General features: G+C 69.6%; 25 protein-coding genes and 1 tRNA gene. 15 read left to right on the top strand and 11 right to left on the bottom strand.

The window, feature by feature from the left end; all coding sequences use genetic code 11:
- Nucleotides 1–105: 105 nt before the first annotated feature.
- The 5 genes from rplA to AC5RUK_RS06685 form a co-directional block, all read right to left on the bottom strand.
- Entirely contained in the window at nucleotides 106–813 is a 708-nt protein-coding gene (rplA, locus tag AC5RUK_RS06705) for a 50S ribosomal protein L1 (protein ID WP_493989381.1), read from the bottom strand.
- A 167-nt stretch (nucleotides 814–980) separates the two neighbouring features.
- Complete coding sequence (gene rplK, locus AC5RUK_RS06700; protein WP_493989382.1) at nucleotides 981–1,412, bottom strand: 50S ribosomal protein L11; 432 nt, start codon at nucleotides 1,410–1,412, stop codon at nucleotides 981–983.
- Nucleotides 1,413–1,539: 127 nt separating this feature from the next.
- A complete protein-coding gene (gene nusG, locus AC5RUK_RS06695) occupies nucleotides 1,540–2,433 on the bottom strand; it encodes a transcription termination/antitermination protein NusG (protein ID WP_494151711.1) in 894 nt (297 codons plus the stop codon).
- A 91-nt stretch (nucleotides 2,434–2,524) separates the two neighbouring features.
- On the bottom strand, nucleotides 2,525–2,809 hold the full coding sequence (secE, locus tag AC5RUK_RS06690) for a preprotein translocase subunit SecE (protein WP_493989384.1): 285 nt from the start codon (nucleotides 2,807–2,809) through the stop codon (nucleotides 2,525–2,527).
- A gap of 100 nt (nucleotides 2,810–2,909) precedes the next feature.
- A tRNA-Trp gene (locus tag AC5RUK_RS06685) sits at nucleotides 2,910–2,982 on the bottom strand.
- Nucleotides 2,983–3,290: 308 nt separating this feature from the next.
- On the opposite strand from AC5RUK_RS06685, the gene AC5RUK_RS06680 reads away from it, so the two are divergent.
- Nucleotides 3,291–4,511 carry a pyridoxal phosphate-dependent aminotransferase gene (locus AC5RUK_RS06680; RefSeq protein WP_494151710.1) on the top strand — a complete coding sequence of 407 codons (1,221 nt, stop codon included), beginning with the start codon at nucleotides 3,291–3,293 and terminating at the stop codon, nucleotides 4,509–4,511.
- 57 nt (nucleotides 4,512–4,568) lie between these two features.
- Here AC5RUK_RS06680 and AC5RUK_RS06675 read toward each other — a convergent pair whose 3' ends face one another.
- The 3 genes from AC5RUK_RS06675 to AC5RUK_RS06665 form a co-directional block, all read right to left on the bottom strand.
- Entirely contained in the window at nucleotides 4,569–4,910 is a 342-nt protein-coding gene (locus AC5RUK_RS06675) for a DUF8129 domain-containing protein (protein ID WP_493989386.1), read from the bottom strand.
- A gap of 80 nt (nucleotides 4,911–4,990) precedes the next feature.
- Nucleotides 4,991–5,641, bottom strand: a complete 651-nt coding sequence (locus AC5RUK_RS06670) for a LuxR C-terminal-related transcriptional regulator (RefSeq protein ID WP_494151709.1) — start codon at nucleotides 5,639–5,641, stop codon at nucleotides 4,991–4,993.
- Entirely contained in the window at nucleotides 5,638–6,969 is a 1,332-nt protein-coding gene (locus AC5RUK_RS06665) for an ATP-binding protein (protein WP_494151708.1), read from the bottom strand. Before AC5RUK_RS06665 ends, AC5RUK_RS06670 begins: the two co-directional genes overlap by 4 nt.
- A gap of 136 nt (nucleotides 6,970–7,105) precedes the next feature.
- On the opposite strand from AC5RUK_RS06665, the gene AC5RUK_RS06660 reads away from it, so the two are divergent.
- The 9 genes from AC5RUK_RS06660 (at nucleotide 7,106) to AC5RUK_RS06620 (ending at nucleotide 15,315) form a co-directional block, all read left to right on the top strand.
- Complete coding sequence (locus AC5RUK_RS06660) at nucleotides 7,106–8,917, top strand: PspC domain-containing protein (RefSeq protein WP_494151707.1); 1,812 nt, start codon at nucleotides 7,106–7,108, stop codon at nucleotides 8,915–8,917.
- Nucleotides 8,914–9,132 (top strand): hypothetical protein, encoded by a 219-nt coding sequence (locus AC5RUK_RS06655; protein WP_493989390.1) that lies wholly within the window; start codon nucleotides 8,914–8,916, stop codon nucleotides 9,130–9,132. The genes AC5RUK_RS06660 and AC5RUK_RS06655 overlap by 4 nt, the downstream gene beginning before the upstream one ends.
- 122 nt (nucleotides 9,133–9,254) lie before the next feature.
- Nucleotides 9,255–9,500, top strand: a complete 246-nt coding sequence (locus tag AC5RUK_RS06650) for a PspC domain-containing protein (RefSeq protein ID WP_493989391.1) — start codon at nucleotides 9,255–9,257, stop codon at nucleotides 9,498–9,500.
- Nucleotides 9,501–9,582: 82 nt separating this feature from the next.
- The gene (locus AC5RUK_RS06645) at nucleotides 9,583–10,593 is read left to right on the top strand and encodes an ABC transporter ATP-binding protein (protein WP_494151706.1); all 1,011 of its coding nucleotides are present in this window, start codon (nucleotides 9,583–9,585) and stop codon (nucleotides 10,591–10,593) included.
- Nucleotides 10,590–11,456, top strand: coding sequence for an ABC transporter permease (locus AC5RUK_RS06640; RefSeq protein ID WP_494151705.1), 867 nt, complete (start codon nucleotides 10,590–10,592; stop codon nucleotides 11,454–11,456). The genes AC5RUK_RS06645 and AC5RUK_RS06640 overlap by 4 nt, the downstream gene beginning before the upstream one ends.
- Nucleotides 11,457–11,505: 49 nt before the next feature.
- Nucleotides 11,506–12,753, top strand: a complete 1,248-nt coding sequence (locus AC5RUK_RS06635; RefSeq protein ID WP_494151704.1) for a sensor histidine kinase — start codon at nucleotides 11,506–11,508, stop codon at nucleotides 12,751–12,753.
- Complete coding sequence (locus AC5RUK_RS06630) at nucleotides 12,743–13,417, top strand: response regulator (RefSeq protein ID WP_494151703.1); 675 nt, start codon at nucleotides 12,743–12,745, stop codon at nucleotides 13,415–13,417. Before AC5RUK_RS06635 ends, AC5RUK_RS06630 begins: the two co-directional genes overlap by 11 nt.
- A 143-nt stretch (nucleotides 13,418–13,560) precedes the next feature.
- Nucleotides 13,561–14,589 carry a 6-phosphofructokinase gene (locus AC5RUK_RS06625; protein WP_493989396.1) on the top strand — a complete coding sequence of 343 codons (1,029 nt, stop codon included), beginning with the start codon at nucleotides 13,561–13,563 and terminating at the stop codon, nucleotides 14,587–14,589.
- A 21-nt stretch (nucleotides 14,590–14,610) separates the two neighbouring features.
- Nucleotides 14,611–15,315, top strand: a complete 705-nt coding sequence (locus AC5RUK_RS06620; RefSeq protein ID WP_494107622.1) for a GNAT family N-acetyltransferase — start codon at nucleotides 14,611–14,613, stop codon at nucleotides 15,313–15,315.
- Between the two features lie 79 nt (nucleotides 15,316–15,394).
- On the opposite strand, the gene ygfZ is transcribed toward AC5RUK_RS06620, so the two are convergent.
- The 3 genes from ygfZ to AC5RUK_RS06605 all read right to left on the bottom strand — a co-directional run bounded on the left by ygfZ (nucleotide 15,395) and on the right by AC5RUK_RS06605 (nucleotide 18,077).
- Nucleotides 15,395–16,477: a CAF17-like 4Fe-4S cluster assembly/insertion protein YgfZ gene (gene ygfZ, locus AC5RUK_RS06615; RefSeq protein WP_494151702.1), complete on the bottom strand. Its 1,083-nt coding sequence runs from the start codon at nucleotides 16,475–16,477 to the stop codon at nucleotides 15,395–15,397.
- A gap of 42 nt (nucleotides 16,478–16,519) precedes the next feature.
- Nucleotides 16,520–17,122: a nitrobindin family protein gene (locus AC5RUK_RS06610; protein ID WP_493980177.1), complete on the bottom strand. Its 603-nt coding sequence runs from the start codon at nucleotides 17,120–17,122 to the stop codon at nucleotides 16,520–16,522.
- Between the two features lie 202 nt (nucleotides 17,123–17,324).
- On the bottom strand, nucleotides 17,325–18,077 hold the full coding sequence (locus tag AC5RUK_RS06605; protein ID WP_493989399.1) for a hypothetical protein: 753 nt from the start codon (nucleotides 18,075–18,077) through the stop codon (nucleotides 17,325–17,327).
- A 152-nt stretch (nucleotides 18,078–18,229) separates the two neighbouring features.
- Here AC5RUK_RS06605 and AC5RUK_RS06600 point away from each other — a divergent pair, with 152 nt between their 5' ends.
- The 5 genes from AC5RUK_RS06600 (at nucleotide 18,230) to AC5RUK_RS06580 (ending at nucleotide 25,265) form a co-directional block, all read left to right on the top strand.
- Nucleotides 18,230–18,934, top strand: coding sequence for a winged helix-turn-helix transcriptional regulator (locus AC5RUK_RS06600; RefSeq protein ID WP_493989400.1), 705 nt, complete (start codon nucleotides 18,230–18,232; stop codon nucleotides 18,932–18,934).
- Nucleotides 18,935–19,031: 97 nt separating this feature from the next.
- Entirely contained in the window at nucleotides 19,032–20,012 is a 981-nt protein-coding gene (gene mshD, locus AC5RUK_RS06595) for a mycothiol synthase (RefSeq protein WP_493989401.1), read from the top strand.
- 74 nt (nucleotides 20,013–20,086) lie between these two features.
- Nucleotides 20,087–22,309 carry an RNA degradosome polyphosphate kinase gene (locus AC5RUK_RS06590; RefSeq protein ID WP_493989402.1) on the top strand — a complete coding sequence of 741 codons (2,223 nt, stop codon included), beginning with the start codon at nucleotides 20,087–20,089 and terminating at the stop codon, nucleotides 22,307–22,309.
- On the top strand, nucleotides 22,309–23,268 hold the full coding sequence (locus tag AC5RUK_RS06585) for an NUDIX hydrolase (RefSeq protein ID WP_494151701.1): 960 nt from the start codon (nucleotides 22,309–22,311) through the stop codon (nucleotides 23,266–23,268). Before AC5RUK_RS06590 ends, AC5RUK_RS06585 begins: the two co-directional genes overlap by 1 nt.
- An 89-nt stretch (nucleotides 23,269–23,357) precedes the next feature.
- A complete protein-coding gene (locus tag AC5RUK_RS06580) occupies nucleotides 23,358–25,265 on the top strand; it encodes a hypothetical protein (protein ID WP_494151700.1) in 1,908 nt (635 codons plus the stop codon).
- The last annotated feature ends 74 nt before the right edge of the window (nucleotides 25,266–25,339 follow it).

Here is a 25,339-nt window from a genome sequence, read left to right as displayed (position 1 = left end):
TTCCGCCGGCCCGCACCACAACCCGCTTAAACGGACTATGGCCGCAGCATCATGCTGCGGCCATAGTCTAAGCGGTCGCCGTTGCCGGCGAACGTGAAGTCCTGGCTAGGCCTCCACAGCCACCTTGGTGACGTTCGGGTCCACGGCGATGCCGGGGCCGAAGGTGGTGGTGACGGTCGCCTTCGCGATGTACCGGCCCTTGGAAGCGGACGGCTTCAGGCGCAGCACCTCTTCCAGGGCGGCGGCGTAGTTCTCCACCAGCTTGTTGGCGTCGAAGGACACCTTGCCGATGATGAAGTGGAGGTTGGCGTGCTTGTCGACGCGGAAGTCGATCTTGCCGCCCTTGATGTCGTTGACAGCCTTGGTAACGTCCGGGGTCACCGTGCCGGTCTTCGGGTTCGGCATCAGGTTGCGGGGACCGAGGACCTTGCCCAGGCGGCCGACCTTGCCCATCAGTTCCGGGGTCGCCACGGCGGCGTCGAAGTCGGTCCAGCCGCCCTGGATCTTCTCGATCAGGTCGTCGGAGCCAACGAAGTCGGCACCCGCGGCGATAGCGGCCTCGGCCTTGTCGCCGGTGGCGAAGACCAGCACGCGGGCGGTCTTGCCGGTGCCGTGCGGCAGGTTGACCGTGCCGCGGACCATCTGGTCCGCCTTGCGCGGGTCGACGCTGAGGCGGAAAGCCACCTCGACGGTCGCGTCGAACTTGGACGGGTTGGTTTCCTTGGCGAGAGTGATTGCCTCGACCGGAGCGTAAACCTTGTCCGCCTCGATCTTGGCTACAGCTGCCTCATATGCTTTGCTGCGCTTTGCCATCTGCTTTTTCTCCTTGTGCAGTTGTGGTCTGCGGACCGCGCTCGGCCCTGCCACAACGACGGCGGTGTTCCCACCCCTGGCGAGCTGAGTCGCCGTCGTTTTTCGAATTGTCTTGGTGGGGTCCTGCAGGACGGACGTCCTGGCACGACCACCTGGGGTCGAGGTGCTTAGCCCTCGACCTCGATGCCCATGGAGCGGGCGGTGCCGGCGATGATCTTGGCAGCAGCCTTGATGTCGTTGGCGTTGAGGTCTTCCATCTTGGTGCCGGCGATCTCATCGACCTGCGCCTGGGTCAGCTTCGCAACCTTGTTGGTGTGCGGGGTAGCCGAACCCTTCTGCACGCCTGCGGCCTTCTTGATCAGCTCGGCGGCCGGCGGGGTCTTGGTGATGAAGGTGAAGGAACGGTCTTCGTAGACCGTGATTTCAACCGGGATCACGTTTCCGCGCTGGGATTCCGTGGCGGCGTTGTACGCCTTGCAGAATTCCATGATGTTGACACCGTGCTGACCAAGCGCCGGACCGATCGGCGGGGCCGGGTTGGCGGCGCCTGCCTGGATCTGGAGCTTGATGAGGCCGGTGACCTTTTTCTTGGGGGCCATATCGGGTCCTTCTCTCACATTACGTACCGGCGGCACAGGAGCGTGCCGGCGGTGGTTGGCCGCCATGGCGTGGCGGCCGGCCGTGCGGGTTCGGACAAAGCGGGTCCTGGTCCGCACGAAGTCTTGGTTAGTGGATCTTGGTGACCTGGCTGAAGGAGAGCGTCACCGGGGTTTCGCGCTCGAAGATGGTCACCAGCACCACCAACTGCTGGGATTCCGGCTTGATTTCGGAAATCGTTGCCGGCAGCGTCTCGAACGGCCCGTCGTTGACCGTGACGGACTCGCCGACCTCGAAGTTGACGGTGATCGGCGTGCTCGGGGCAGCCGACTTGCCGGCAGCCTTGCCGCCGGCTTCCGTCTTGGTGCCGGTGATGGTGTGCTCCAGCATGGAAGCAACTTCCTTCAGGCTCAGCGGCACCGGGTTGTGGGCGTTGCCGACGAATCCGGTCACGCCCGGCGTGTGGCGGACGGCGCCCCACGAGGCGTCGGTCAGGTCCATCCGGACCAGCACGTAACCCGGGATGCGTACGCGCTTGACCAGCTTGCGCGTGGTGTTCTTGATCTCCACGACCTCTTCCATCGGGACCTGGATCTCGTAGATGAAGTCTTCCATGTTCAGGGTCTGGATGCGGGTCTCCAGATTAACCTTCACACGGTTTTCGTACCCGGCGTAGGAGTGGATGACGTACCAGTCACCGGGCTGGCGGCGCAGCTTGGCGCGGAATGCTTCGAGGGCTTCCTCTTCGGTCTGCTCGGCCTCTTCGGCCTCTTCCGGGGCCTCGTCGGCTGCCACGGCTTCGCTCATGTCCGCCTCGGCGGCGGCTTCGGCGGCCTCGTCGAGGACGGGGGCGTCTTCGACGGCCTGGTCAAGCTCGCTCGCCAGATCGGTACCGGCAGCCTCGTCTGCGGCGTCAACGCCAGAAGCCGGCACCTCGTCGGTGCCGGTCTCGGTAACCTGCTCGTCGGCTTCCAGCTCCGCGTTCTCTTCGGAGTTCTGGGCTTCGAGTTCCTGGTCGGACACTTAGCTTCCTGCTTTCTTCTTCAGCTCACTTGACTCGCGGCGGCTTTGCGCCGTCGTCGTATCCATCCGTACGGCTGCCGCAACGCGGACGTTACTGTTCGGGTATGCCGTCTCCGAAGACGAAGAACGCGCCCTGACCGAAAACCAGATCCAGTGCCGTGACGATCAACATCATGATGGCCACGAAAGCGATCACCACAAGCGTGTAGTTCAGCAATTCCTTGCGGGTCGGCGTGACGACCTTTTTGAGTTCGGCAATGATCTGGCGGACAAACAGAATGATCCGGGCGAAGAGACCGCGCTTCTCGGTCTTTCGTCCGGTGGGGCGCCCCTGGGGACTGCTGGAAGACGTATCGGTCAACCTGGCCTCACTCATTCTGTCCGGTGTCCGGCCCCCGGACGGCCTCGGCCGGCCTGGACCGCTGCTTCGTGCTGGGATGCTGAACTGCTGCAGTTATGCCTGCGGCGGTTCTGCGCAGGGCAGACAGGACTCGAACCTGCAACCTGCGGTTTTGGAGACCGCTGCGCTACCAATTGCGCCACTACCCTATGGAGCCGAATACTGCCGGATGTTCCCCGCCGTGCGGGCATGGAACATCATGGCGTTTTCAACACCGAAGATCCAGTTTACGTCAGCGATGCGCCGACGTCGAACCGAACCCCGTTTGCCGCCCAAAAGGCGACTGATCCATTATGCAACATTTCCGCCGGCCCGCTGACCAACGGGACCGCCAACAGGTTCCGCGGGCGCCGACCACGGGCGTGCAGAGGGGCCGCGGCGCCGCCGGCAGGACATCCCCGACGGGCTGCACCTAGACTATGGAACAGTCCTACACGCTACTGAAGACGGGAACCCCATGCCTGCCAACGCCCGCGTCTCCCGGCGCATTGCGTCCATCGCCGAATCCGCCACCCTCGCCGTCGATGCCAAGGCGAAGGCGCTGAAGGCCGCCGGGCGTCCGGTGATTGGCTTCGGGGCGGGCGAACCGGACTTTCCGACCCCGGACTACATCGTGGAGGCCGCCATTGAGGCCGCCCGCCAGCCGCGCTTCCACCGCTACTCCCCCGCCGGCGGACTGCCCGAACTGAAGCAGGCCATCGCGGACAAGACGCTGCGCGATTCCGGCTACCGGGTGGATCCCGCCCAGGTGCTGGTGACCAACGGCGGCAAGCAGGCCGTGTACGAATCCTTCGCCACGTTGTTGGATCCGGGCGACGAGGTCCTGGTCCCCACGCCGTTCTGGACCACCTACCCGGAGGCGATCCGGCTGGCCGGCGGCGTCCCGGTGGAGGTCTTCGCCGGGCCGGAGCAGGGCTACCTGGTCACCGTCGACCAGCTCGAAGGCGCGCTGACCGAAAACACCAAGGTGCTGCTCTTCGTCTCCCCGTCCAACCCGACCGGCGCCGTCTACCAGCCGGAACAGGTCGCCGAAATCGGCCGGTGGGCCGCCTCCAAGGGCTTGTGGGTCATCACCGACGAGATCTACGAGCACCTCACGTACGACGGCGTGCCCTTCACCTCCATCGCGACGGCCGCGCCGGAACTGGGCGACAAGGTCATCATCCTCAACGGCGTCGCCAAGACCTACGCCATGACCGGCTGGCGGGTGGGCTGGATGATCGGCCCCAAGGACGTGGTCAAGGCCGCCACCAATATGCAGTCGCACGCCACCTCCAACGTGGCCAACGTGTCCCAGATGGCAGCGCTGGCCGCCGTGTCCGGACCGCTGACCGCGGTGGACGAGATGAAGGTGGCCTTCGACCGCCGCCGCAAGGCCATGGTCGAGGGCCTGAACGCCATCGCCGGCGTCGAATGCCCGACGCCGGAGGGCGCGTTCTACGCCTACGCCGACGTCCGCGGGCTGCTGGGCAAGGAATTCGCGACGGCGGACGGCGCCATCCGACCGGCGACCTCCGCCGAGCTTGCCTCGCTGATCCTCGACGAGGTCGAGGTCGCCGTCGTTCCCGGCGAGGCCTTCGGGCCGTCCGGCTTCGTGCGGCTGTCCTACGCCCTCGGCGACGAAGACCTCGCCACCGGCGTCGGCCGGCTGCAGGACTTCCTGGCGAAGGCCAAGTAGCCGCCGGAAAGAGTGGCGGCCGGGCAGCCAACGGGCGGCCCGGCCGCGGCGTGCCTGCTACTTTTCGGGCTGCGATTGATGGGCCGGATTTCCGTGGAACGGCGGCACCACCTGCGGGCCGGAGGTTTCCGGCCGCGCCGCGGAGCCGCCCTGGCTCCGGCCGACTTCGGGCATGTCCGGCGTGGCGGTGCCGCTCGGCTCTGCCCCGGCGCGCAGTTCCTCGAGCCGGCGCTCGAGGACCTGGACGACCGGGAGCCGGTTCCCGTGCTCACGTTCGTAGGCCAGAAGCTCCGTCATTCCCTGCTCGTCCAGCCCCGTGATCCGGGACGGAAGAGTGCCCAGCGGTATGTGGTCGTAGTCCGGCAGCGGCAGTTCGTCGTGCTGCGGGGAGTCGGTCATGGATCCTCCTGCGCGGTCCGTCCTGACAGTGCCACCAAGCTACCACCGGCGCCTGGGGCACAACAGGGTCCGGCCCCCCGCTACAGGATCCGGCGGTCAACGGCCCAGCGGGTCAGCTCGTGCCGGGAGGACAGCTGGAGCTTGCGCGGCACGGACGAGACGTGCGTTTCGACGGTCTTGATGGAGATGAACAGTTCCTTGGCCACTTCCTTGTACTGGTAGCCGCGGGCGATCAGCCGCATGACCTCCAGTTCACGCGCGGAGAGCTTGTCCAGTTCGTCGTCAACATTGGCAACGGCTGCCGTGCCGAAGGCGTCCAGGACGAACCCGGCCAGCCGCGGCGAGAAGGCCGCGTCGCCGCCGGCCACCCGCTCCACGGCGTCGGAGATTTCGGCGCCGGAGATTGTCTTGGTGACGTACCCGCGGGCGCCGGCCCGGATGACGGTGACTACGTCTTCGGCGGCGTCGGACACGCTCAGCGCCAGGAACTTGGTCTCCCCCAGCAGGTCCCCGCAGCCCGCCACCACCTCGGCCCCGCCGCCGCCCCTGCCTCCGGGCAGGTGCACGTCCAGGAGCACTACCGCGGGCCGCTGCTCGTGGATGGCCGCGATCGCCTGCTCCACGGTCGCGGCCTCGGCGACCACCTCGATCCGCCCGTCCAGGTCTGCTTTCAAGCCGGAACGGAAGATGGCGTGGTCGTCCACAACGACCACGCGGATGGGTTCGGTCACGATGCGGTTCCTTCCTGGGGGTGCTGCAGGCTGAGGTGGACTTCGGTGCCGCTGCCGGTGTTGCGGATTTTTGCCTGGCCGCCGTGGCGCTCCATCCGGCCGATGAGCGATTCGCGCACGCCCATCCGGTCCGGCGGCACGGCGGCGAGCTCGAACCCGGGACCGCGGTCGCGGACGAAAATTTCGCTGCTGCCCGGTGTGCATTCAACGTATACGGAGATGCCGCCGCCCGCATGTTTGGCCGCGTTCTGCACCGCTTCCCGGGTGGCATGCACCAGGACCTCGTGCCGGTCGGTCATCGCGCTGTCGCCCACGGCGACGACGTCCACGGGGTGCCCGTAGGCGTCTTCGATTTCCGCGGCCACCGCCTTCACGCGGTCCACCAGGTTGCCCTCTTCCTGCCGCTGGTCCCGGTAGAGCCATTCGCGCAGTTCCCGTTCTTGGGCGCGGGCCAACCGGGTAACGTCGTGTTCCGAACCGGCGCGGTTTTGGATCAGGGCCAAGGTCTGCAGCACCGAATCGTGCAGGTGCGCGGCGATTTCCGCGCGCTCGGTTTCCCGGATGCGGCCGGAGCGTTCGGTCTCCAGGTCCCGCCAGTACTTCAGCACCCACGGTGCCAAAACCAGCAGGACCCCGGCCAGCACGGCCAGCGAGGCGAACAGCGTGGGCCACATGGCCTCCCAGGTAATCGATCCGGACACCATGGTGACGATGCCGGCCACCACCAGGACCAGCCCGGCCAGCAACCGCACGGCGCCCTGCGCCCCGGTTGCACCGGCGCGGTCCATCAGTCCGCTGCGCCGGGAATCGTCCAGCTGCATCCACGCGATCACCGCGCCGGCCGCGATGGCGAGGACGGGCAGCCAGGTCCCCCACGGCAAATTGATGCCCGCGAGTTGGGCGACGACGGCGCCGCCTGCGAGGACCAGGGCCGCGCCGATCAGGATTTCCTTGCCGCCGCGCTGCATCAGCCGCGGAGCGCCCGTCGCTCCGGGGCCCTGCGGAAGCGCTCCGGGCTGCCCGCCGGGGCGGCCGACGGGCCGGCCGACGGGCTCCTGGCCGGGAGGCGGCGCGCCGAATCCCCGCGCGAAGTTCTCCGCGATGTCGCGGGGATTGAAGGCGCGCTCGGCCGCCAGGGCCTTATCCGCCGCGGTCGGCACCAGCAGCCAGAGCCAGACGTAGAGCAGCACACCCGCTCCCCCGGCGAGCGCCAGGACCACCATGCCGACCCGGACGATCGCGACCGAGGTGTTCAGGTGCCGGGCCAGGCCCGTACACACGCCCGCAATGATGCGGTCCTCGGTGGAGCGGACGAGCGGTTCTCTCATGGGTCAATCCAAGCACGCGCGGGAGTACCCGGCCTACCGTGGGGCGCTGATTCAGGGGAACCCCGGCCCGCCGGTCAGGGAAGGGTCAGGGGGGCACCCGATAGAGGAGACGGCTGCGGGTTGGAATGATCAAACCATGACCTCACACGCACCGATCCCGTCGGATAACGACGGCACCGAACGAACAGACGAACCGGACCAGCTACCGGCAGCACAGGACTCCCGGCAGGAACCGGGCCCGGCAACGGGCCCGGCACCGGCTCCCGGCGAGCGCGAGACCGTCCAGCCGGAGACCGGCGAGGCAGAGGATGCCGGGACCGGCGACCGCGCCGACGACGGCGCTGCCCCGCTGCCCGACGACGCTTCGCGGTATGGCGCCGCGGCACAGCCCGCGGACGCCCCGCTGCCTGACGACGCGGCACGCTACGACGACCGGCCCGCCAATCCGACCGAACCCATCCTTCCGGGCACCAACCCCACCATCCCGCTGGGCGCGGGCTACACCGATGCGGCGCATGCCAACGCGGCCTGGGGCGACGGGCCCGGTTACGCCGGCCGCGCCGGGGGCGGCGGGGGCTTCCCGCCGCCGCCGGACAGCGCCGGCGCTTACCCGCCGCCGCCCGGTGGCGGCTTCCCGGCGCAGAGCAACGCGTTCTTCAGCTGGTTCCGCAACCTGGGCGTTGCCCGCGGGCAGGACCGCTGGATCGGCGGCGTAGCCTCCGGCGTCGCGCACCGGATCGGGCTGGACCCGATCCTGGTCCGCGGCCTGTTCATCCTGCTGGCCGTCTTCGGCGGCATCGGCGTGCTGCTCTACGGCGTGGCGTGGGCCCTGCTGCCCGAGCCGGACGGCCGGATCCATGCGGAAGAAGCCGGCCGCAGCAACTGGACGGCAGGCATGACCGGCGCGGTGATCTTCACGGCCCTGGGCGTGTTCAGCCGCCCGTTCAACTGGATATTCGGGTTCGACAACGACGGCGGCTGGGGCTTCGGCGGCTTCGTCTGGGCCGTCATCTGGCTCGGCGCGGTGGGGTTCTTCATCTACTGGCTCGCCACGCGCAACAAGACCGCCCCCGGCTCCCCCGGCTCCGCCGCCCCCGCGGCACCGGCTCCGGGCAGCCATGCCGGCCCGGCCCACACCGCCGGCGCCCCCTACGGTTCGATGCCGGCGTCCGCGGCCGGGTTCGGCAACGCGGGCCACGGCGGCCCCCCGGGCCCGCCGCGGCAGGCCTACCCGCAGCCGCGCCCCTATCCCCAGCCCGCACCGAGGCCGTACAAGCCCGCCCCCCGCGGTCCCTCTGGCGCGGCCATCGCCCTGACTCTGGGCGCGGCCATGCTGGCCGCCGGCGTGGTCCTGGGACTCAACGCGCTGGAGTTCGTTGACCTGGGCCGGAACGTCGTACCGGTCGCTATCGCCGCGGCGCTGATCGTGATCGGCATCGGCGTCGTCGTGATGGGCGCCGTCGGCCGAACCTCGGGCGTCCTCGGTTTCCTGGCTGCCGTGGGACTGGTCCTGGCGCTGGCCTTCTCCGCGGGAACGCAATGGACCGCCTCCAACTTCGCCATCGCCTCCAGCCGCACCTGGACCTCCGCCGCGGCGCCGGCCCAGGGTGACGGCTACAGCGTAGTGGCCGGCGACGGCACCGTGGACCTGCGGGCCGTCTCCGGTTCCCGTTTTGGCGGCCCCGCCGTCGTCCCGGTCAACGCCGTCGCCTCCTCCGTCACCGTCATCATCCCCGACGACGTCCCGGTGAAGGTGGAAACGCAGATGGCGCTGGGCAACGTCGAATACGTCACCGGCGCGGACAGCGGACGGCAGTCCGGGGTCTGGCAGCCGGGGAGCTACATCATCAACGACGACGGCGGGGAGCCGGAAATCATCCTGGCCGTCCGGGGCGTGGCCAGCAACGTCGACATCATGACCGTCAGCGAACTGGAGGAAATCCGATGAGCAGCCAACTGAACCACGACCAGGATCGCCGTCCCCGCGTAGGCACCATCATCTGGGGCCTGATCGCCGTGGCCGTCGGCCTGCTGGTGCTCGCCGGAACCTGGTGGGACATCAGCTTCAACTGGGCCTACGTCATGATCGCCCTGTTGATCGGCTCCGGCATCGCCCTGGTGGTCGCCGGCGTCCTGAGCGCCACCCGCAACCGGGACCGCTAGCCCAAGGCCGCCGGCCGAGCACCGGCCGAGGATCGACCACCCCGGCGGCCCGCGCCACCCGCGCGGGCCGCCGACGGCGATCTGCCAGTGACAACAGCTCCCGAACACGAAAGCATGGTTCCATGGATACCTTTTACCGAGTGCTCCGCTCCAGTCCCGTCCGCCGCGGCCCCGACCGCTGGGTGGCCGGCATTTGCGGCGGCATTGCCGCCAAATTCGGCTGGGACGTGACATGGGTGCGGATCGCCACCCTGCTGGTCTTCCTGTTCCCCGGCGTCGGAGTCGGCACCTACCTGGTGTTGTGGCTGCTGCTGCCGAAGTACGACGGCAGCATCGCGCTGGAGAAGCTGCTCGCCAGCAAGTCCTGATCTGCTGTCCACCGAACGGAGGACAACGGATTCGGCAGGACGGACGTGCCGGCAACGCACCCGGCCCCGGCATGCTGGAAGCATGAGAACACCCGCCACCGCCCGCGCCGCACGGGACGCCATGGGCGCGCCGGCCTCCGGCCATCCTCCCGAATCCTTTCCTTCCGAGCCGGAAGGCGCCGAACCCGATTCCATCGGCGCCGATCCTGCCGGGCCGGGCATCGCCGTCGTCCTCGACCGGTTGGTGAAGGAGTACCGCCGTCCCGGGGGCGGTACCATCCGCGCCGTGGACGGCATCACGCTGCGGATCCGCACGGGCGAAACGTACGCGCTGCTCGGGCCCAACGGCGCGGGCAAAAGCACGACCATCGAGATGATGGAGGGCCACCGGAAGCCAACCTCTGGCCGCGCCACCGTGCTCGGCGTCGACCCGTACCGGGCGGCGGCGGGGTTCCGTGCCCGCATCGGGGTCGTGCTGCAGGAGGCCACCGATGCCGGTGAGCTGAAGGTGGCCGAATCGCTGCGCGCCCTCGCCGCCTATTACCCCGCCCCGCGCCCGGTCGACGAGGTGATCGCCGCCGTCGGGCTGGAAGAAAAGACCGGCGCACGGATCGGCAGCCTCTCCGGGGGCCAGCGCCGTCGGCTGGACGTGGCCATGGGCCTGGTCGGCAATCCCGAACTGCTGTTCCTGGACGAACCGACCACCGGCTTCGACCCGGAGGCCAGGCGGTCCTTCTGGGAGCTGATCCGCCGCCTGGGTTCCGACGGCACCACCATCGTGCTCACCACCCACTACCTGGACGAAGCCGAGCAGCTGGCGGACCGGCTGGGTGTCATCGCGGCCGGCCGGCTGGTGGCCGAAGGCACGCCCGCAACCATCGGCGGCGCGGCACTGCGCCGGCCCAAGGTCAGCTGGACGGACGAGGCCGGCGACCACGACGAGACCACGGACGAGCCGGCCGCGGTGGTGCACCGCATCAGCGACGGCGGACGGCGGGAGCCAGCCAACCTGCAGGTGCGCGTGCCGCACCTCGAGGACATCTACCTTCGGCTGCTGCAGCAGCACAACACGGACAGGACCGACGCATCATGAACGCCACGGCCCCTTCGAAGACCGGCCCCGCCGGGGCGGTCAGCGCCTGGCGGCCGAACGCCGTGCTGCTGGGCTGGAAGCGGACGCTGCTGGAGGTGCGGATGTTCTCGCGCGACCCGGCCGCCGTGGTGTTCACCCTGCTGTTCCCGCTGATCATGATGGGCCTGTTCAGCACCGTGTTCGGCGACGACGCGTCGATGGGTGATCCGGCGCGGCCGGAGTTGCTGCTGCGCCCGGCCGCGTACTTCCTGCCCGCGATGCTGGCCCTGGGCACCGTCCTGAGCGGCTTCCAGAACCTCAGCGCCTACGTGGCCACCGAACGGTTCAACGGCAGCATCAAGCGTCTGGCCGGAACGCCGCTGCCCAGCCTGTCCTACTTCCTGGGCAAGACCGGAATGACGCTCATCCTGATCATGACGCAAACGGCGCTGCTGCTGCTGGGTGCCCGGTTCCTGTTCAACGTGCCTTTGCCGACGACGGCGGACGCCTGGCTGACGCTCGCGTGGCTGCTGCTGGGGTCCACGGCGGCCTGGTCTGCGGTGGGGATCGCCTTCGCCTGCCTCGCCAGGTCCGGCCCCTCCGCATCCACCATGGCCGCCGTACCGCCGCTGCTGCTGTCCTTCATCTCCGGCGTGTATTTCCCCTTCCCGCAGATCCCGGACTGGCTGCGCGGCATCGCGGACCTGACGCCGCTGCGCTGGACGGCCAGCGGCATGCGCTCGGTGTTCCTTCCGGAGGGCTGGGAGGCGGCGGAGCCCGGCGGGTCCTGGAACCTGGGGATGTCCGCCGTCGTCATCTTCATCTGGCTGGCCGGCGGCCTGGTGCTGACCCGGCTGATGTTCCGTTGGCCCCCACAGAAGTAACCCCGCGCGGAAGAGCACCGCGCAGCAGGGCCCGTCGTAAGGTGATGCCATGAGTGAATCCGCGGTCACGCCTGCGACGGCGCCTCCGTCCGCCGGGGACTCGATCTGGTTCCGCGGTTTGAAGTGGTGGCACCTCGGGTTCTACGCCTCACTGGCGACGGTCGCCGTCATCGTCTGGGTCGGCGCTGACGCGGGGAACCCCGCCAGGACATCGGCGGTGGCGGCCCTCGTCCTCCTCGGGGTCGCCTACCCGTTCCTGACCAGGGCGAACGACTTGGACACCTGGAAGCCGAAGCTGTACGTGGTGCTGCTGATCGCCGTGGTCACCTACCTGGCGTTCCTCTCCGGCGCCGGATCGATCATCCTCTTCATCGCGTTCCCGCAGGTGTGGATGTTCGCCGGATCGGAGCGCAACGGCGTGGTGGCCTCGGCGCTGATCTGCGTGCTGGTGGCGGCCGGCCAGCTGCACCTGTTCGGCACCGGCGCCACCGGGCTGCTGGCCGCCGGGCTGCAGGCGGTGATCTCCTTCCTGGCCAGCACGCTGCTGGGCCTGTGGATCTACAAGATCATCGAACAGAGCGAGCAGCGCGCGGACCTGATCGCGGAGCTCAACGCCGCCCGGGCGGAACTGGCTGCCGCACACGAGCGCCAAGGCGCCATGGCCGAACGGGAGCGGATGGCCCGCGAAATCCACGACACGCTGGCGCAGGGCTTCACCTCGATCGTGATGCTCTCGGAGGCGGCCCAGGCCCGGCTGCGCAAGGCCGGCACCCCGCTGCCGGCCGGGCTCGCGTCCTCCCTGGCCGGAATCCGGGACACCGCACGGGACAACCTGCAGGAAGCGCGGGCCCTGATTGCGGCCTCCGGCCCCACCCAGCTGGCCGGCGGCGACCTGCTCGGCGCGCTGCGGCGGCTCGAGACCACCGGCCTGAACGGCGCCCGGCTGAGCGTGGAACTGCCGCCGGCGCTGCCGGAACTCACGCCGGCGCAGCAGGTGGTGGTGCTGCGGGCCGCCCAGGAGGCCTTGGCCAACGTCCGCCGGCATGCCCGTGCGGGCTCGGCGCGGCTGCGCCTGCACCTCGACGGCGCGTTATTGGTGCTCTCCGTGGACGACGACGGCGCCGGCTTCGTCCCCGGCGCGGGGACCTCGGGCGACAGCTACGGGCTGCGCGCCATGGCCGACCGGCTGTCCGGCATCGGCGGCAGCCTCGACGTGGACTCGGCGCCCGGCGACGGCACCCGGCTGACCATGACCATCCCGCTGCAACTGCACGAAGGAGCCGGCCTTGTCCGCTGAACCCCATCCGGACGGCCCCGGCAACGCCACCGCCGCCGCCCGGATCCGGGTGGTCATCGCCGACGACCACCCCGTGGTCCGCGCCGGGCTGGCCGGCCTGCTGGGCACCGAGGACGGGCTGCAGGTGGTGGCCCAGGCTCCCGACGGCGCCGCGGCGGTGAGTGCCGCGCTGGAACTGGACGCCGACGTCGTCCTCATGGACCTGCGGATGCCCCGGCTGGACGGCGCGGACGCCACCGCGCGAATAGTTGACGCCCGGCCGGACACCAAGGTGTTGATCCTGACCACGTACGACGGCGACACCGACATCGTGCGTGCGGTTGAGGCCGGCGCGGTGGGCTACCTGCTCAAGGACACCCCCGGCGAGGCGCTGATCGCCGCCGTCTTCGGCGCCGCCCGCGGCGAGACCGTCCTGGCGCCGCCGATCGCGGCCAAGCTGGTCTCGCGGATGCGCGCGCCCGCGCCGCCGGCGCTGTCGGCCCGGGAGACCGAGGTGCTGGGGGCGGTGGCGGACGGCCTGAGCAACCCGGCTATTGCGGCTCGGCTGTTCATCGCCGAGACCACGGTGAAGACGCACCTGCTGCGGATCTTCGCCAAGCTCGACGTCGACGACCGCACGCGCGCCGTCGTGGTCGCCATGCAGCACGGCCTGCTGCCCGGCTGAGCTGCCGGCCCGCCGGCCGGGCCTCCCCCGGTCAGGGTCGCCGCTCCCCGCCCGAATGACTCCGGCCGGGGTTCCTGCATAGAATCGAGGCGGGCTCAATGGGGTGCTCGCGCCGACCGGCCAGCAACCGAGAAGGAGTACCCATGAGGATTGGCATCATGACCAGCGGCGGGGATTGCCCCGGCCTGAATGCGGTGATCCGCGGCATCGTGCTCAAGGGCATCACGGTGCACGGGCACGAGTTTGTCGGCTTCCGCGACGGCTGGCGCGGCGTGGTCGAGGGCGACATCATGGACCTGCCGCGGAACCAGGTGCGGGGCATTTCCAAGCAGGGCGGCACGATCCTGGGCACCTCGCGCACCAACCCGTTCGACGGACCGAACGGCGGGCCGGAGAAGATCCAGCAGACGCTGGACCGGCTGGGCGTGGACGCGGTGATCGTGATCGGCGGCGAGGGCACCTTGGCCGGCGCCTACCGGCTCACCCAGGCCGGGCTGAAGATCGTCGGCGTGCCCAAGACCATCGACAACGACCTGGAGGCCACCGACTACACCTTCGGTTTCGACACCGCTGTGCAGATCGCCACCGAGGCGATCGACCGGCTGCGCACCACCGGCGAATCGCACCACCGCTGCATGATCGCCGAGGTGATGGGCCGCAACGTGGGCTGGATCGCCCTGCACGCGGGCATGGCCACCGGCGCACACGCCATCCTGATCCCCGAGCAGCGCGTGACCATGGACCAGGTGTCCGAGTGGGTGCTGCACGCGCAAAAGCGCGGCCGCGCACCGCTGGTGGTGGTGGCCGAAGGCTGGGTGCCCGACGGCGAACTGGGCCCGCACGCCGAGCGCGGGGTGGACAGCTACGGGCGGCCGAGGCTGGGCGGCATCGGCGAACGGCTGGCCCCCGAACTGGAAATGCGCACCGGGATCGAAACCCGCGCCACCACGCTGGGGCACATCCAGCGCGGCGGCGTCCCCTCCGGCTACGACCGCGTGCTGGCCACACGGCTGGGCATGGCGGCGGTGGATTCGGTGGTGGAGAAACGATGGGGCAGCATGGTGGCCCTGAAAGGCACCGACGTTGTGCACGTGGGCTTCGAGTCGGCGCTGAACAACTTAAAAACCGTCCCGCAGCATCGTTACGACGAGGCAAGGGTTCTCTTCGGCTGAGCGTTCAGTAGTGTGGCTGGTATGCGATTGGACGCAGGGACGGCTGACATTGTGCTGCTGGCGTGGGCGCGGTTGCTCGGATTTTCCGACAGCGCCTTCGCCTCTGCCGGCGATCGGCTGACCCGGATTAACGAGGACGCCGGGACGCTCACCTTCGTGCGCTTGTTCGGCCGGTCGGCGCTGGTCGGCCCGGAATGGGCCGTTGCGGCGGCAGCCCGGTACTCGGACGACGACCTGGCCGAACACCAGACGCTGATGCAGTTGAGCCGGGAGCACGGCGGGCACGGGCTGGGCAAGGCCGTGCTGTCCTACGCCGAAGACCTTCCGGTGGTGCAACCCGAACGGGAGGCATTGGTTTCCACCGCCGGCAGCGACGTCGCCCGCCTGGAAGACATGTGCCCGCCCGATGACAAGCACGAAGCGGCGCTGGCCGGCATGGACAAGTCGTTCGTGCTGCTGGACGGGAGCACCCCGATGGCGGGTGCGGGCTACCAGGAGTGGCAGCAGATCCTCGGCCACGTGGGCGTCCTGACCGCCCCCGCCTACCGGCGCCGCGGAGCCGGCGCGTTGATCGCCGCGATCGCGGGCCACGAGGCGCTCTCCTCCGGACTCATTCCGCAATGGCGCTCGCACGAAGAGAACAGGGCCTCCCGCGCGCTGGCCGCGAGCCTGGGATTCTGGGATGCCGGCACCCAGACATCGGTGATCCTGCAAAAGCGGACCTGACCCCGGCGGCGCGGGCCCGGCCGTGGCTCAGCCGGCGGACGCAGGAACCTGGCTCAGCGCGGCGCGGCCGCAACCTGGCTCAGCGCGGCGGGCGCAGGAACCCGGTCTGCCGGCCGACCACCTGGCCTGCGTCGGGAGTGACAATCACTTCCTGGGCGGCGTCGTAGCTCTCGCCGGCGTCCAGCACCGTCAACTGCGCCTGCGGATCGACCGAGCGCTTGACCACGGCCAGCGCAATCGGTCCCATCTCGTAGTGTTGCGCCGCGGAGGTGACCGTGCCGACGAGTTTGTCGCCGAGCATCACGTCGCTGCCCGGGACCGGCAGCGTGTGCTGCGAGCCGTCCAACTGCAGGAACACCAACCGGCGCGGCGGCCGGCCCAGGTTGTGCACGCGGGCGATGGTTTCCTGGCCCTTGTAGCAGCCCTTCTCCAGGTGCACGGCGGTACGGATCAGGTCCAGTTCGTGCGGAATGGTCTTCTCGTCGGTCTCCGCCCCGACGCGCGGCCGCCAGGCGGCGATCCGCAGCGCCTCGGCCGCCCAGACCCCGGCCAACTGCAGCCCGGAGGCGGCCGTTTCCAGTTCGGCCGCCGGCAGCAGGTATTCGTACCAGGACCGTTCCAGGCCGGGGTGCTTTGGTTCCTCGATCCCGGTGTAGGCATAGCCGCCGGCACCGATCTGCGGCCACGGATCCTGCCACACGGTGCGGCCCTCGAAGGCCGGGACGGGCTTGACCGAACCCACTACCGCCCAGTCGGCGGAGACATCGGCAACGTCTACCCGCAGCATGAACTTCATCGAGTCCAGCCATGCGGCCAGCGGCGCCGCCTCGAAGGCTTCGACGATCAGCCAGGTGCGTTCGCCGTCGTCGACGATGCGGGCGTCGTATTCGATCCGGCCCTGCACCGTGAGCAGCAGCGCTTCGCTGGACTGGCCCGGCTTCAGGTTCAACAGCAGCTGCGAGGAGAGCGTGTTCAGCCAGCTCAACCGGTCTTCGCCGGCCACCGTCACTACCCCGCGGTGGGAAAGGTCCGTCACGGCCTCGCCGCGGGCCAGCGCGCGTTGTTCGCGCAGCGGGTCGGAGTAGTGGGCGGCGACGCCGGCGTCGGCCCCGGAGGCTTCGACGGCGCCGGGCTGCAGGAGCAAAGGGCTGCGGTAGGTCATATCGGCGTCAACTCCCGGCGGCCGCGCCAAATTCCCGGCCGGCTAGGCGCGCTTGGCGAGGATCGCCGAAGCGTGCGGGGCCAGGTCCTTGCCCTTCGCCTCGGCCACGTCCCAGCGCCAGTAGAGATCGTTGTTGACCAGGCCGAAGATGCGGGTGGCGGCGCTGTAGTCCTTGGACTGCGATCCGCGCATCACCATGTCGGTGCTCAGCTGCACGCGCGGACCCTTGATCTGCCCGTAGTAAAGCTCGGAGATGCCGCCCGGATGCACGATGGTCGCGGTGATGTCGAAGCCGCCGTCGGCGTTGCGCAGCTCTTCGACCTCGTCCGCGGACCGCAAGGCCGGCACGATTTCGGCGGGGACCAGGCCCGGGCCGACGTCGGCATCGTTGAGCTTGCGGTCCAGCGCCCAGAAGCCGGTTTCCACCGACAGCGGGCGCAACCGGTTGCCATCCTCGTCGGTCAGCCAACTTTCGGCGGTGTACTGCAGGTAGGGCAGGCCGTTCTGCGTGAACGTGGCCTTCTGGACGAAATGTTCGTCCCCCTCCTCGCCCGCGCCCAAGCGGCCGGCACCTTCCCAGGTGCCCAGCAGCCAGGACAGCGGCACCAGCTCCGGGGTCAGCTCCGTCGGGAGTTCAATCGGCATGGTTCAGTGCCGGGCTGTTTACTTCTGGCCCTTGAACAGGCGGACAACCACGAGCGAGGCGAACCCGGCCATCGCCAGGCCTGCCAGTACCAGCAGGGACAGGAAGAAGATTTCAAGACCGAGATAAGACATGGCTCCATAGTAACGGCCCGGACCGGAGGATGCCTGTTCGAGACGCGGCCCGCGCTGTGACCTCGCTCATTCAGCGCAGCAGCATCCGCTCCAGGAAGTAGACCAACGATCCGGCGGCCATGACCGGGGCTGCGCCGACGGCGAGCATCGCCGGCAGGCGGGTGGGACCGCCGTCGGCCAGGACGAGCCGGCGGAAACTGACCAGGATGATGCCGGCGACGGCTCCCACTGCCGCGGCGGGCAGCATCGGGACGGTGGAGAACAAGGGTGCGGCCAACGCCCCCGCCAGCGGGGCCAAAACCACGCCCAGCGGCGCGACGATCCGGTCCGGCCAGGGCAGCAGGCAGACGCCGATGGCCACCAGCATGCTGATCCCGGTCACCAGCATCATGCCGCCATTGTTCGAATTGGCCGAGAGCCGGTCGGCAGCGACCCAGCCGGCGCCCAGCGAGGTGAGCACCAGGCCGGCGCTGGCGCCGAAGGTCGATTCGAGCCGCCGGGGCTGGCCGGTGCCGCGGAGCAGCTGGATCAGGAAGACGGCCATCACGCCCAGCGCGATCACCACCGCCATCCACAGCAGCGGCATGCCTGCGGGCGCGAGGCCGGCAAGCACCGCCGTCGCAATCCCTGCCAAGGAGATGACGGCGGCGAGGGTCTTTTTGGCCGGCACGCCCAGCAGCACCGGCCAGCCGATCCCGATCACCACCGCGGCGACGCACACCACTGCCGTCAGCACCGGGAGGGACAGGTAGGAGGCACCGATGACGGCGCACAGTACGGCGGCAGCGGCTGCGGCGACGATCCACGTTTTCACGCTAGTCATACTGCCCTATGACGCAGGGGCGCGGCGAGAAACCGCGGCGCCGCAGGGCGCGGCGCTATACTTATGCCACCGTCCGGCAGGGTGCGCTGCGTGTGTGAGGACCTACCGGGCCCAGCCCGATGATGTGCGCCGCGAAAACCCCTGGAGGAACCATGCCGCACATTCTGCTGTTGACCAACAGTTCCGGCTCGTCCATCGACGTCCTGCCCGCCCTCGAGCTGTTGAACCACAAGGTCCACATCCTGCCGGCCGAACCGACCGCCCTGCTGGAAGCCGACCCGGCCGACGTGGTCATGGTGGACGCCCGCAAGGACCTGGCCGCGGCGCGCTCGCTCACCCAACTGCTGAAGGCCACCGGGCTCGGGGCACCGCTGATGTTGGTGCTCACCGAAGGCGGCATGGCCGCCGTCAGCGCCAACTGGCTTGCCGACGACGTGGTGCTGGTGACCGCCGGACCGGCCGAAGTCGAGGCGCGGCTGCGGCTGGTGATCGCCCGCGCCCATGCCGGCGAAGAGGACACCGGGACGGAAATCCACGCTTCCGGCGTGGTGATCGACGAGGCCAGCTACAGCGCGCGCGTCGGCGGGCAGCCGCTGAACCTGACCTACAAGGAATTCGAACTGCTCAAGTACCTGGCCCAGCACCCGGGCCGGGTGTTCACCCGCGACCAGCTGCTGCACGAGGTCTGGGGCTACGACTACTATGGCGGCACGCGCACGGTCGACGTGCATGTGCGGCGGCTGCGCGCCAAGCTGGGCCCGGACCACGAGCAACTGATCGGCACGGTCCGCAATGTCGGCTACCGCTTCACCCTGGTCCGCGAGGCGGAAGAAGAACCCAGCGGCGTGAGCGGCTGACGCATCGGGTTAGGCGGGGGAACCAGCACCCGACGGCGGTTCCCCGCAAACCGCCGCGCCCTCCCGCGCCAAGAGGCTGCTCGGATAGTCTGTGCTCATGACTGCATCGGATTCGGACCTCTGGCCCGTGCTGACCATCAAGGGCGCCCCCGACGCCGAGACCCTCGCGGACATCAAGGCGCTGGCCGCCGCCGCCGAGGAGTCCGACGGCAACCCCCCGCTCTCCGAACAGACCTGGGTGAATTTGCGCTCCCCCGAGTCGGCCGACGTGATGGTGCTGGCGACGTATGCCGGCGAGGAGCGCTCGGATCCCGCCACGGCGACCGCGCTGGCTGGCGTCGCCGTCGTCAGCCTGGCCACCGCCCCCGGCGCCGAAAGCGTCCTGGAACTGGTGGTGCACCCTTCCTACCGCGGCGAAGGCGTCGGGACCCGGCTGGTAGAGGCGGTTCAGCACCACACCGGGCTGCCCAACCTGAAGGCCTGGTCGCACGGCGGCCACGAGGCCGCGGGTCGGCTGGCCGCGCGCTTCGGTTTCGCCCCGGTCCGCGAGTTGTGGCGGATGCGCCTGACCCACCCGGCGGGCCTGCCGGCCGCCGAGCTGCCGCCCGGCGTCGCCATCCGTTCCTTCGTGCCCGGCCGGGACGAGGAGGCATGGCTTGCCGCCAACGCCGCAGCCTTCGCCGACCACCCCGAACAGGGCGCCATGACGCTCGCCGACCTGCAGGCCCGGATGGCCGAGGACTGGTTCGATCCGGCCGGCTTCCTGTTGGCCGAGCGCGAGGACGGCGGCGGTTTGCTGGGGTTCCACTGGACCAAGGTGCACCCGCGCTCGGGCAGCCACCCGTCCATCGGCGAAGTCTACGTCGTGGGCGTGACCCCGCAGGCGCAGGGCACAGGGCTGGGCAAGGCGCTGACCATCGCCGGCATCAAGCACCTGCAGGACGCCGGCGAGCACGCCATCATGCTCTACGTCGACGCGGACAACGAGCCCGCCGTGGCGCTTTACCGCAAGCTTGGTTTCACCCGCTGGGATACGGATGTGATGTACGCACCGCAGGGGCAGGCCGGCGCGCAATAGTCGGTAACCTTATAGCTATCTGGCGCCTCTACGATGAGGTATGTCCGGCCCGCCCCAACGCCGCAGGAGAGAGCATGGTCATCGAACCCGAAGCCGCAGCCATTCCCCGCCTAGGGTCCTCCGAGATGGTTCCTGCCCGCGCCACCCAGGACCGCATCGACATTCCGGAATTCGCCCCCTCGCTCGCGCCCGACGGGGACTTCACCCTGGAACGCTTCCTGGACCGGGAAATCAGCTGGCTGGACTTCAACGCACGGGTCTTGGAACTGGCCGAGGACGAAGACCTCTACCTGCTGGAGCGGCTGAACTTCCTGTCCATCTTCGCCTCCAACCTGGACGAGTTCTTCATGGTCCGGGTGGCAGGCTTGAAGCGCCGGATCGCCACCGGGTTGGCGGTGCCGTCCGCCGCAGGGCTCTCCCCGAGCGAGCAGCTGGAGCAGATCAAGATTGCCGCGCACAAGCTGCAGCAGCGCCATGCCCGGATTTTCGCCGAGCAGATCCGCCCGGCGCTGGCCTACGAGCACATCCACATCGTGCGCTGGGATGAGTTGGATGAGGCGGCGCGCACCGAACTCTCCGTGATGTTCCGGGAGCGGGTGTTCCCGATCCTGACGCCGCTGGCGGTGGACCCGGCCCACCCCTTCCCGTACATCTCCGGGCTCTCCCTGAACCTGGCCGTGGTCGTGCGCAACCCGGTGAGCGAGAAGGAGCTCTTTGCCCGCCTCAAGGTGCCGGACCAGCTCTCGCGGCTGATCCCCGTGGACGGCCCCCGCGCCGGCTCGGTCCCCGGCCGCACGGCCCGCTTCATCACGCTGGAAGACGTCATCGCCCAGCACCTGGACCTGCTCTTCCAGGGCATGGAGGTGCTGGAACACCACACCTTCCGGGTCACCCGCAACGAGGACCTGGAAGTCGAAGAGGACGACGCCGAAAACCTGCTTCAGGCGCTGGAAAAGGAACTGCTGCGCCGCCGGTTCGGACCGCCCGTGCGGCTGGAAGTGGCCACGGACATCAACCCCAGCGTGCGCGAGCTGCTGGTGCGCGAGCTCGGCGTCGATGAATCCGAGGTGTACGCACTGCCGGCGCCGCTGGACCTCCGCGGCGTGGAGGCGATCTACCAGATCGACCGGCCGGACATGAAGTACCCCAAGCAGCTGGCGCACACCAGCCGCCACCTGAACGAAAGCGAAACGTCCAAGGCGGCGAACGTCTTCGCGGCCATGCGCCGGCGCGACATTCTGCTGCACCATCCGTACGACTCGTTCTCCACCTCCGTGCAGGCCTTCCTGGAACAGGCCGCCACCGACCCGAAGGTGCAGGCGATCAAGCAGACCCTGTACCGGACCTCGGGCGATTCGCCGATCGTGGACGCGTTGATCGACGCCGCCGAAGCGGGCAAGCAGGTGCTGGCGCTGGTGGAGATCAAGGCCCGGTTCGACGAGCAGGCAAACATCGACTGGGCGCGGAAGCTGGAACAGGCCGGCGTCCACGTGGTCTACGGCATCGTGGGCCTGAAGACCCACTGCAAGCTCTCGCTGGTGGTCCGCCAGGAAGGCGACGGGCTGCGCCGCTACTGCCACATCGGCACCGGCAACTACCACCCGCGCACCGCACGCTATTACGAGGACCTTGGCCTGCTGACGTCGAACTACCAGGTGGGCGAGGACCTGTCCAAGCTGTTCAACCAGCTCTCCGGCTACGCCCCGAAGTCCACGTTCAAGCGCCTGCTGGTGGCCCCGCGGTCGGTGCGCTCCGGACTGATCGACCGGATCGAGAAGGAGATCGCCAACAGCAAGGCCGGCCGTGCCGCCCGCGTGGTGATCAAGGTGAACTCGATGGTGGACGAGGCCGTCATCGACTCGCTCTACCGCGCCTCGCAGGCCGGCGTGAGGGTGGACGTGATTGTCCGGGGGATCTGCGCCGTGCGCCCGGGCGTTCCGGGGTTGAGCGAGAACATCCGGGTCCGTTCCGTCCTCGGCCGGTTCCTGGAACATTCGCGCGTGTTCGGCTTTGCCAACGGCGGCGAGCCGGTGGTCTACATCGGTTCCGCCGACATGATGCACCGCAACCTCGACCGCCGCGTGGAGGCGCTGGTGCAACTGAACTCCCGCGAGGACATCAACGACCTGCTGGCCCTGATGGACCGCTACATGGACCCCGCCACCGCCAGCTGGCACCTGGACAGCGACGGCACGTGGACCAGGCACCACAAGGACGACGACGGCAACCCGCTGTCCGACATCCAGTCCTGGCTGCTCGCCTCCCGCTCCCGCCAGCGCACCGCCACCCGCCGCTGATGACGCAGAGCAAGACCAGCGACGCCGGCGCTCCCCCGGGCGTCAAGATCACCGCCGCCGGGGCTTTGTGCTGGCGCGTCCGCCAGGGCCGGCTGGAAGTGCTGCTGATCCACCGGCCGCGCTATGACGACTGGTCCTGGCCCAAGGGCAAGCTGGACAGGGGCGAAACCACGCCCGAGTGCGCCGTCCGCGAGGTGCACGAGGAGATCGGCGTCCAGGTGCGGCTGGGCATCCCGCTGCCCACCATCCGGTACCGAGTCAGGGCCGGTCTCAAGCAGGTGGTGTATTGGGCCGCCAAGCTGGAGAGACAGGACCCCGTGCCCGACGGCGACGAGGTGGACCGCGTGCTGTGGTGTCCGCCCGACGAGGCCCGCGGACTCCTTTCCAACCGTTCCGACGTGGAACCGCTGGACGCGTTGGAGGCCGCGCACCGGCGGGACGAACTCGATACCTATCCGTTCGTCGTCGTCCGCCATGCCAAGGCCAAACCGCGGTCCGCCTGGTCGCAGGCCGAGGGCGAGCGCCCGCTGGTGGCCACCGGGCGGCGGCAGGCGCTGGCGGTGTGCCGGATGCTGTCCGCGTGGAAACCCAAGCGGATCGTCTCGAGCCCCTGGCTGCGCTGCGTGCAGACCGTCACCCCGTACGTGCTGCACACCCAGACCAAGCTGCGGACCGTCGAGGCCATCACCGAGCACAACAACGAGCGCAACCCGAAGAAGGCCCGGGCCGCCCTCGTCCAGATGCTCGACAAGGGGAAGCCCACCGCCGTCTGCAGCCACCGGCCGGTGTTGCCGAACCTGTTCAACGTGCTGGCCGACCGAATGGATCCCGAACTCGCCGCGCAGCTGCCCACGGACGACCCCTACCTGCGGCCGGGAGCCGTGCTGGTCTGCCACATCGCCAAGCAGCGGCGCGGGCGCATCGTCGCGCTCGAAATCCTCGAGGCCTACGACGACTGAAACCGCCGCCTGCGGGCGCAGCGACAGCCTCTTGACCGCCTGTTTGTTTGTATCAATAGTTGATCCATTGATGCAGCACGAGGGGGAACGTGGGCTCGCTCACCAGCACCATGACCGGCCTGCTGATCGGCGCCGTCATCATCTACGCGGTGTTGCGGTTCATAGCGGGCCACAGCGACGCCGGGCGCGCTCCATCCGCCGCCCCGTCCGCGGCTTCGGGCGCTTCCGATGCTTCCGCGCGCGAGGCGGCCCGGATGCACGCGTTCTGGACCGCGCTCGTCGCGTTCTTCGCCAGTGGCCTGTCCGCGGCGTCGGAGGTCGGGCGCATCCCCGCGTACTACTACGCCCCGGGCCACGCCCCGCAACCGTCCTGGCTGGCCGGGCTGCTGATCCTCCTGGTGCCGCTGGTCAGCCTGGCCGGGATCTACATCATCGGCCAGTACAGCTGGCCGAGGCCCCGAGGCAGCGTCCGCCGGGCCGACATCACCGCCCGGCGCATCCGCGACTACCTCCCGCGGGGGCTGCTCGCGGTGATGGCCGCGACGGCAGCGCTGGCCGTGGCGGCGGCGGCAGCCATCCGCGAGCTGCCGGGCATCGAAGGCGTCAGCGGCACCCGGACCTTCGACGCCGTCGAAATTTCCGGGGACTTCACCGGCCGGCAATCCGGCGGCTACTTCGCTCCGATCCTGCTGATCGGCATCCTCACCCTCGCAGCCGGCGTCGCCGCAGCGACGGCGGTCATCGTGCGCCGGCGCTCCCTGGACTCGCTCAGCCGCGAGGACAACGCCATCCTGCGACGAATCCTGATCAACCGCTTGTTCCGCACCGCTACCTTGCTTTTCGCCTCGCTCGGCACCATGGCGGTCAGCTTCGCCAACGCGCAGGGGCCCCACCTCTTGCCCGACGGGCCCGCGCCCGCGACGGGATGGGAACCCGTCCAGCAGCTTGCCGGCGGAACGACCGTCGCGCTGATGATCGCCATGGCCCTCTGGCGGCCGCCGCCCCTGTCCAGGGCCGACCCACCGGGGGATGCTTCCTCCCCGCCTGTCCCGTACCGCGGCAGCTTCGCCGCGGGCCTGGGAATCACGACGACGGCGCGCACCGCCGGGACCATCGTGACGGTGCTGGCGCTGCTGCTGTTCGGGAGCTGGGCCAGTTTCGCCGCGCCCGTGACCGTGGTCGACGCCGCGCCCGCCGGTGCCCCCGCTTCACCGCTGCCCTTGCTGCCACTCGCGATAGCCGTTCCGGCCGCCCTGTTCCTGGGCGCCATTGCCGCCGGAGAGATCCGGCTGTGGCGCGGCCACACCAGGCCCGCCGCCCCGTCCATCGCCGGGCACGGCCCCGCGGTCCGGCCCGGTCCGGCCGCCAAGCCGTGGCCCGCCCTCGGCCTGGTTGCGCGGCCGATGCTCACCGCCGTGGCCGCCGGGGCGGTGCTGCTGGCGGCGGTTATCGGGTTCAACCTGGCGGCCCCCGGCCGCCTGCCGGACCTGCTGGCCGCCTGCGCCGTCGTCGGGCTGGCGCTGCTCCTGCTCGGTGCCGCCACCCTCCTGCTGGTGCACCGCCGCCCGCCGCTGCTCGAGGCGACTCCGGGGGCGGACAACCTGCTGCGCCGGGTCTCGGCCTTTCGGCTGGCCCGGATGACCGCAGCCGGGCTGATTGCCCTGACCGCCCAGCTGCTCACCTCGCATCCGGCGGCGTGGGGCTGGTTCCTCGACGGCGGTGTCGCACTGCACCTGCACCAGCTCTCCCCCGGCGCGCATACCGCGCTGCGGATCACCGCCGCCGTGCTGTACCTGGCCGCGATCGTGCTGGCGCTGCTGCCCGGCCCGTCGCGCCCGCACCGGTCCGTCGCGGCCCACGTCGGCCACCCGGTGCCGCAGGCCCACGGCCGGCCCGGCAGCGGCCGGAAGGGGCACGGCCTTCGCGGCGACGGCGGGCACGGGCACAGCTTCCCCGGCAACGGACCCTCCAGCCCGCAGGACCCTTCCCGGCCGTGAGTCGCCGCGCCCTGCCGCCGCCCGGCTGAACCAGGCACCTCAACTACACTGGACGCTGTGAACGCGATTCCCAC

The organism is Arthrobacter sp. Y3223065, from assembly GCF_059090885.1.
The sequence above is the reverse complement of the archived record's forward strand: the minus strand, read 5'-3'. Positions and strand labels throughout refer to the sequence as shown.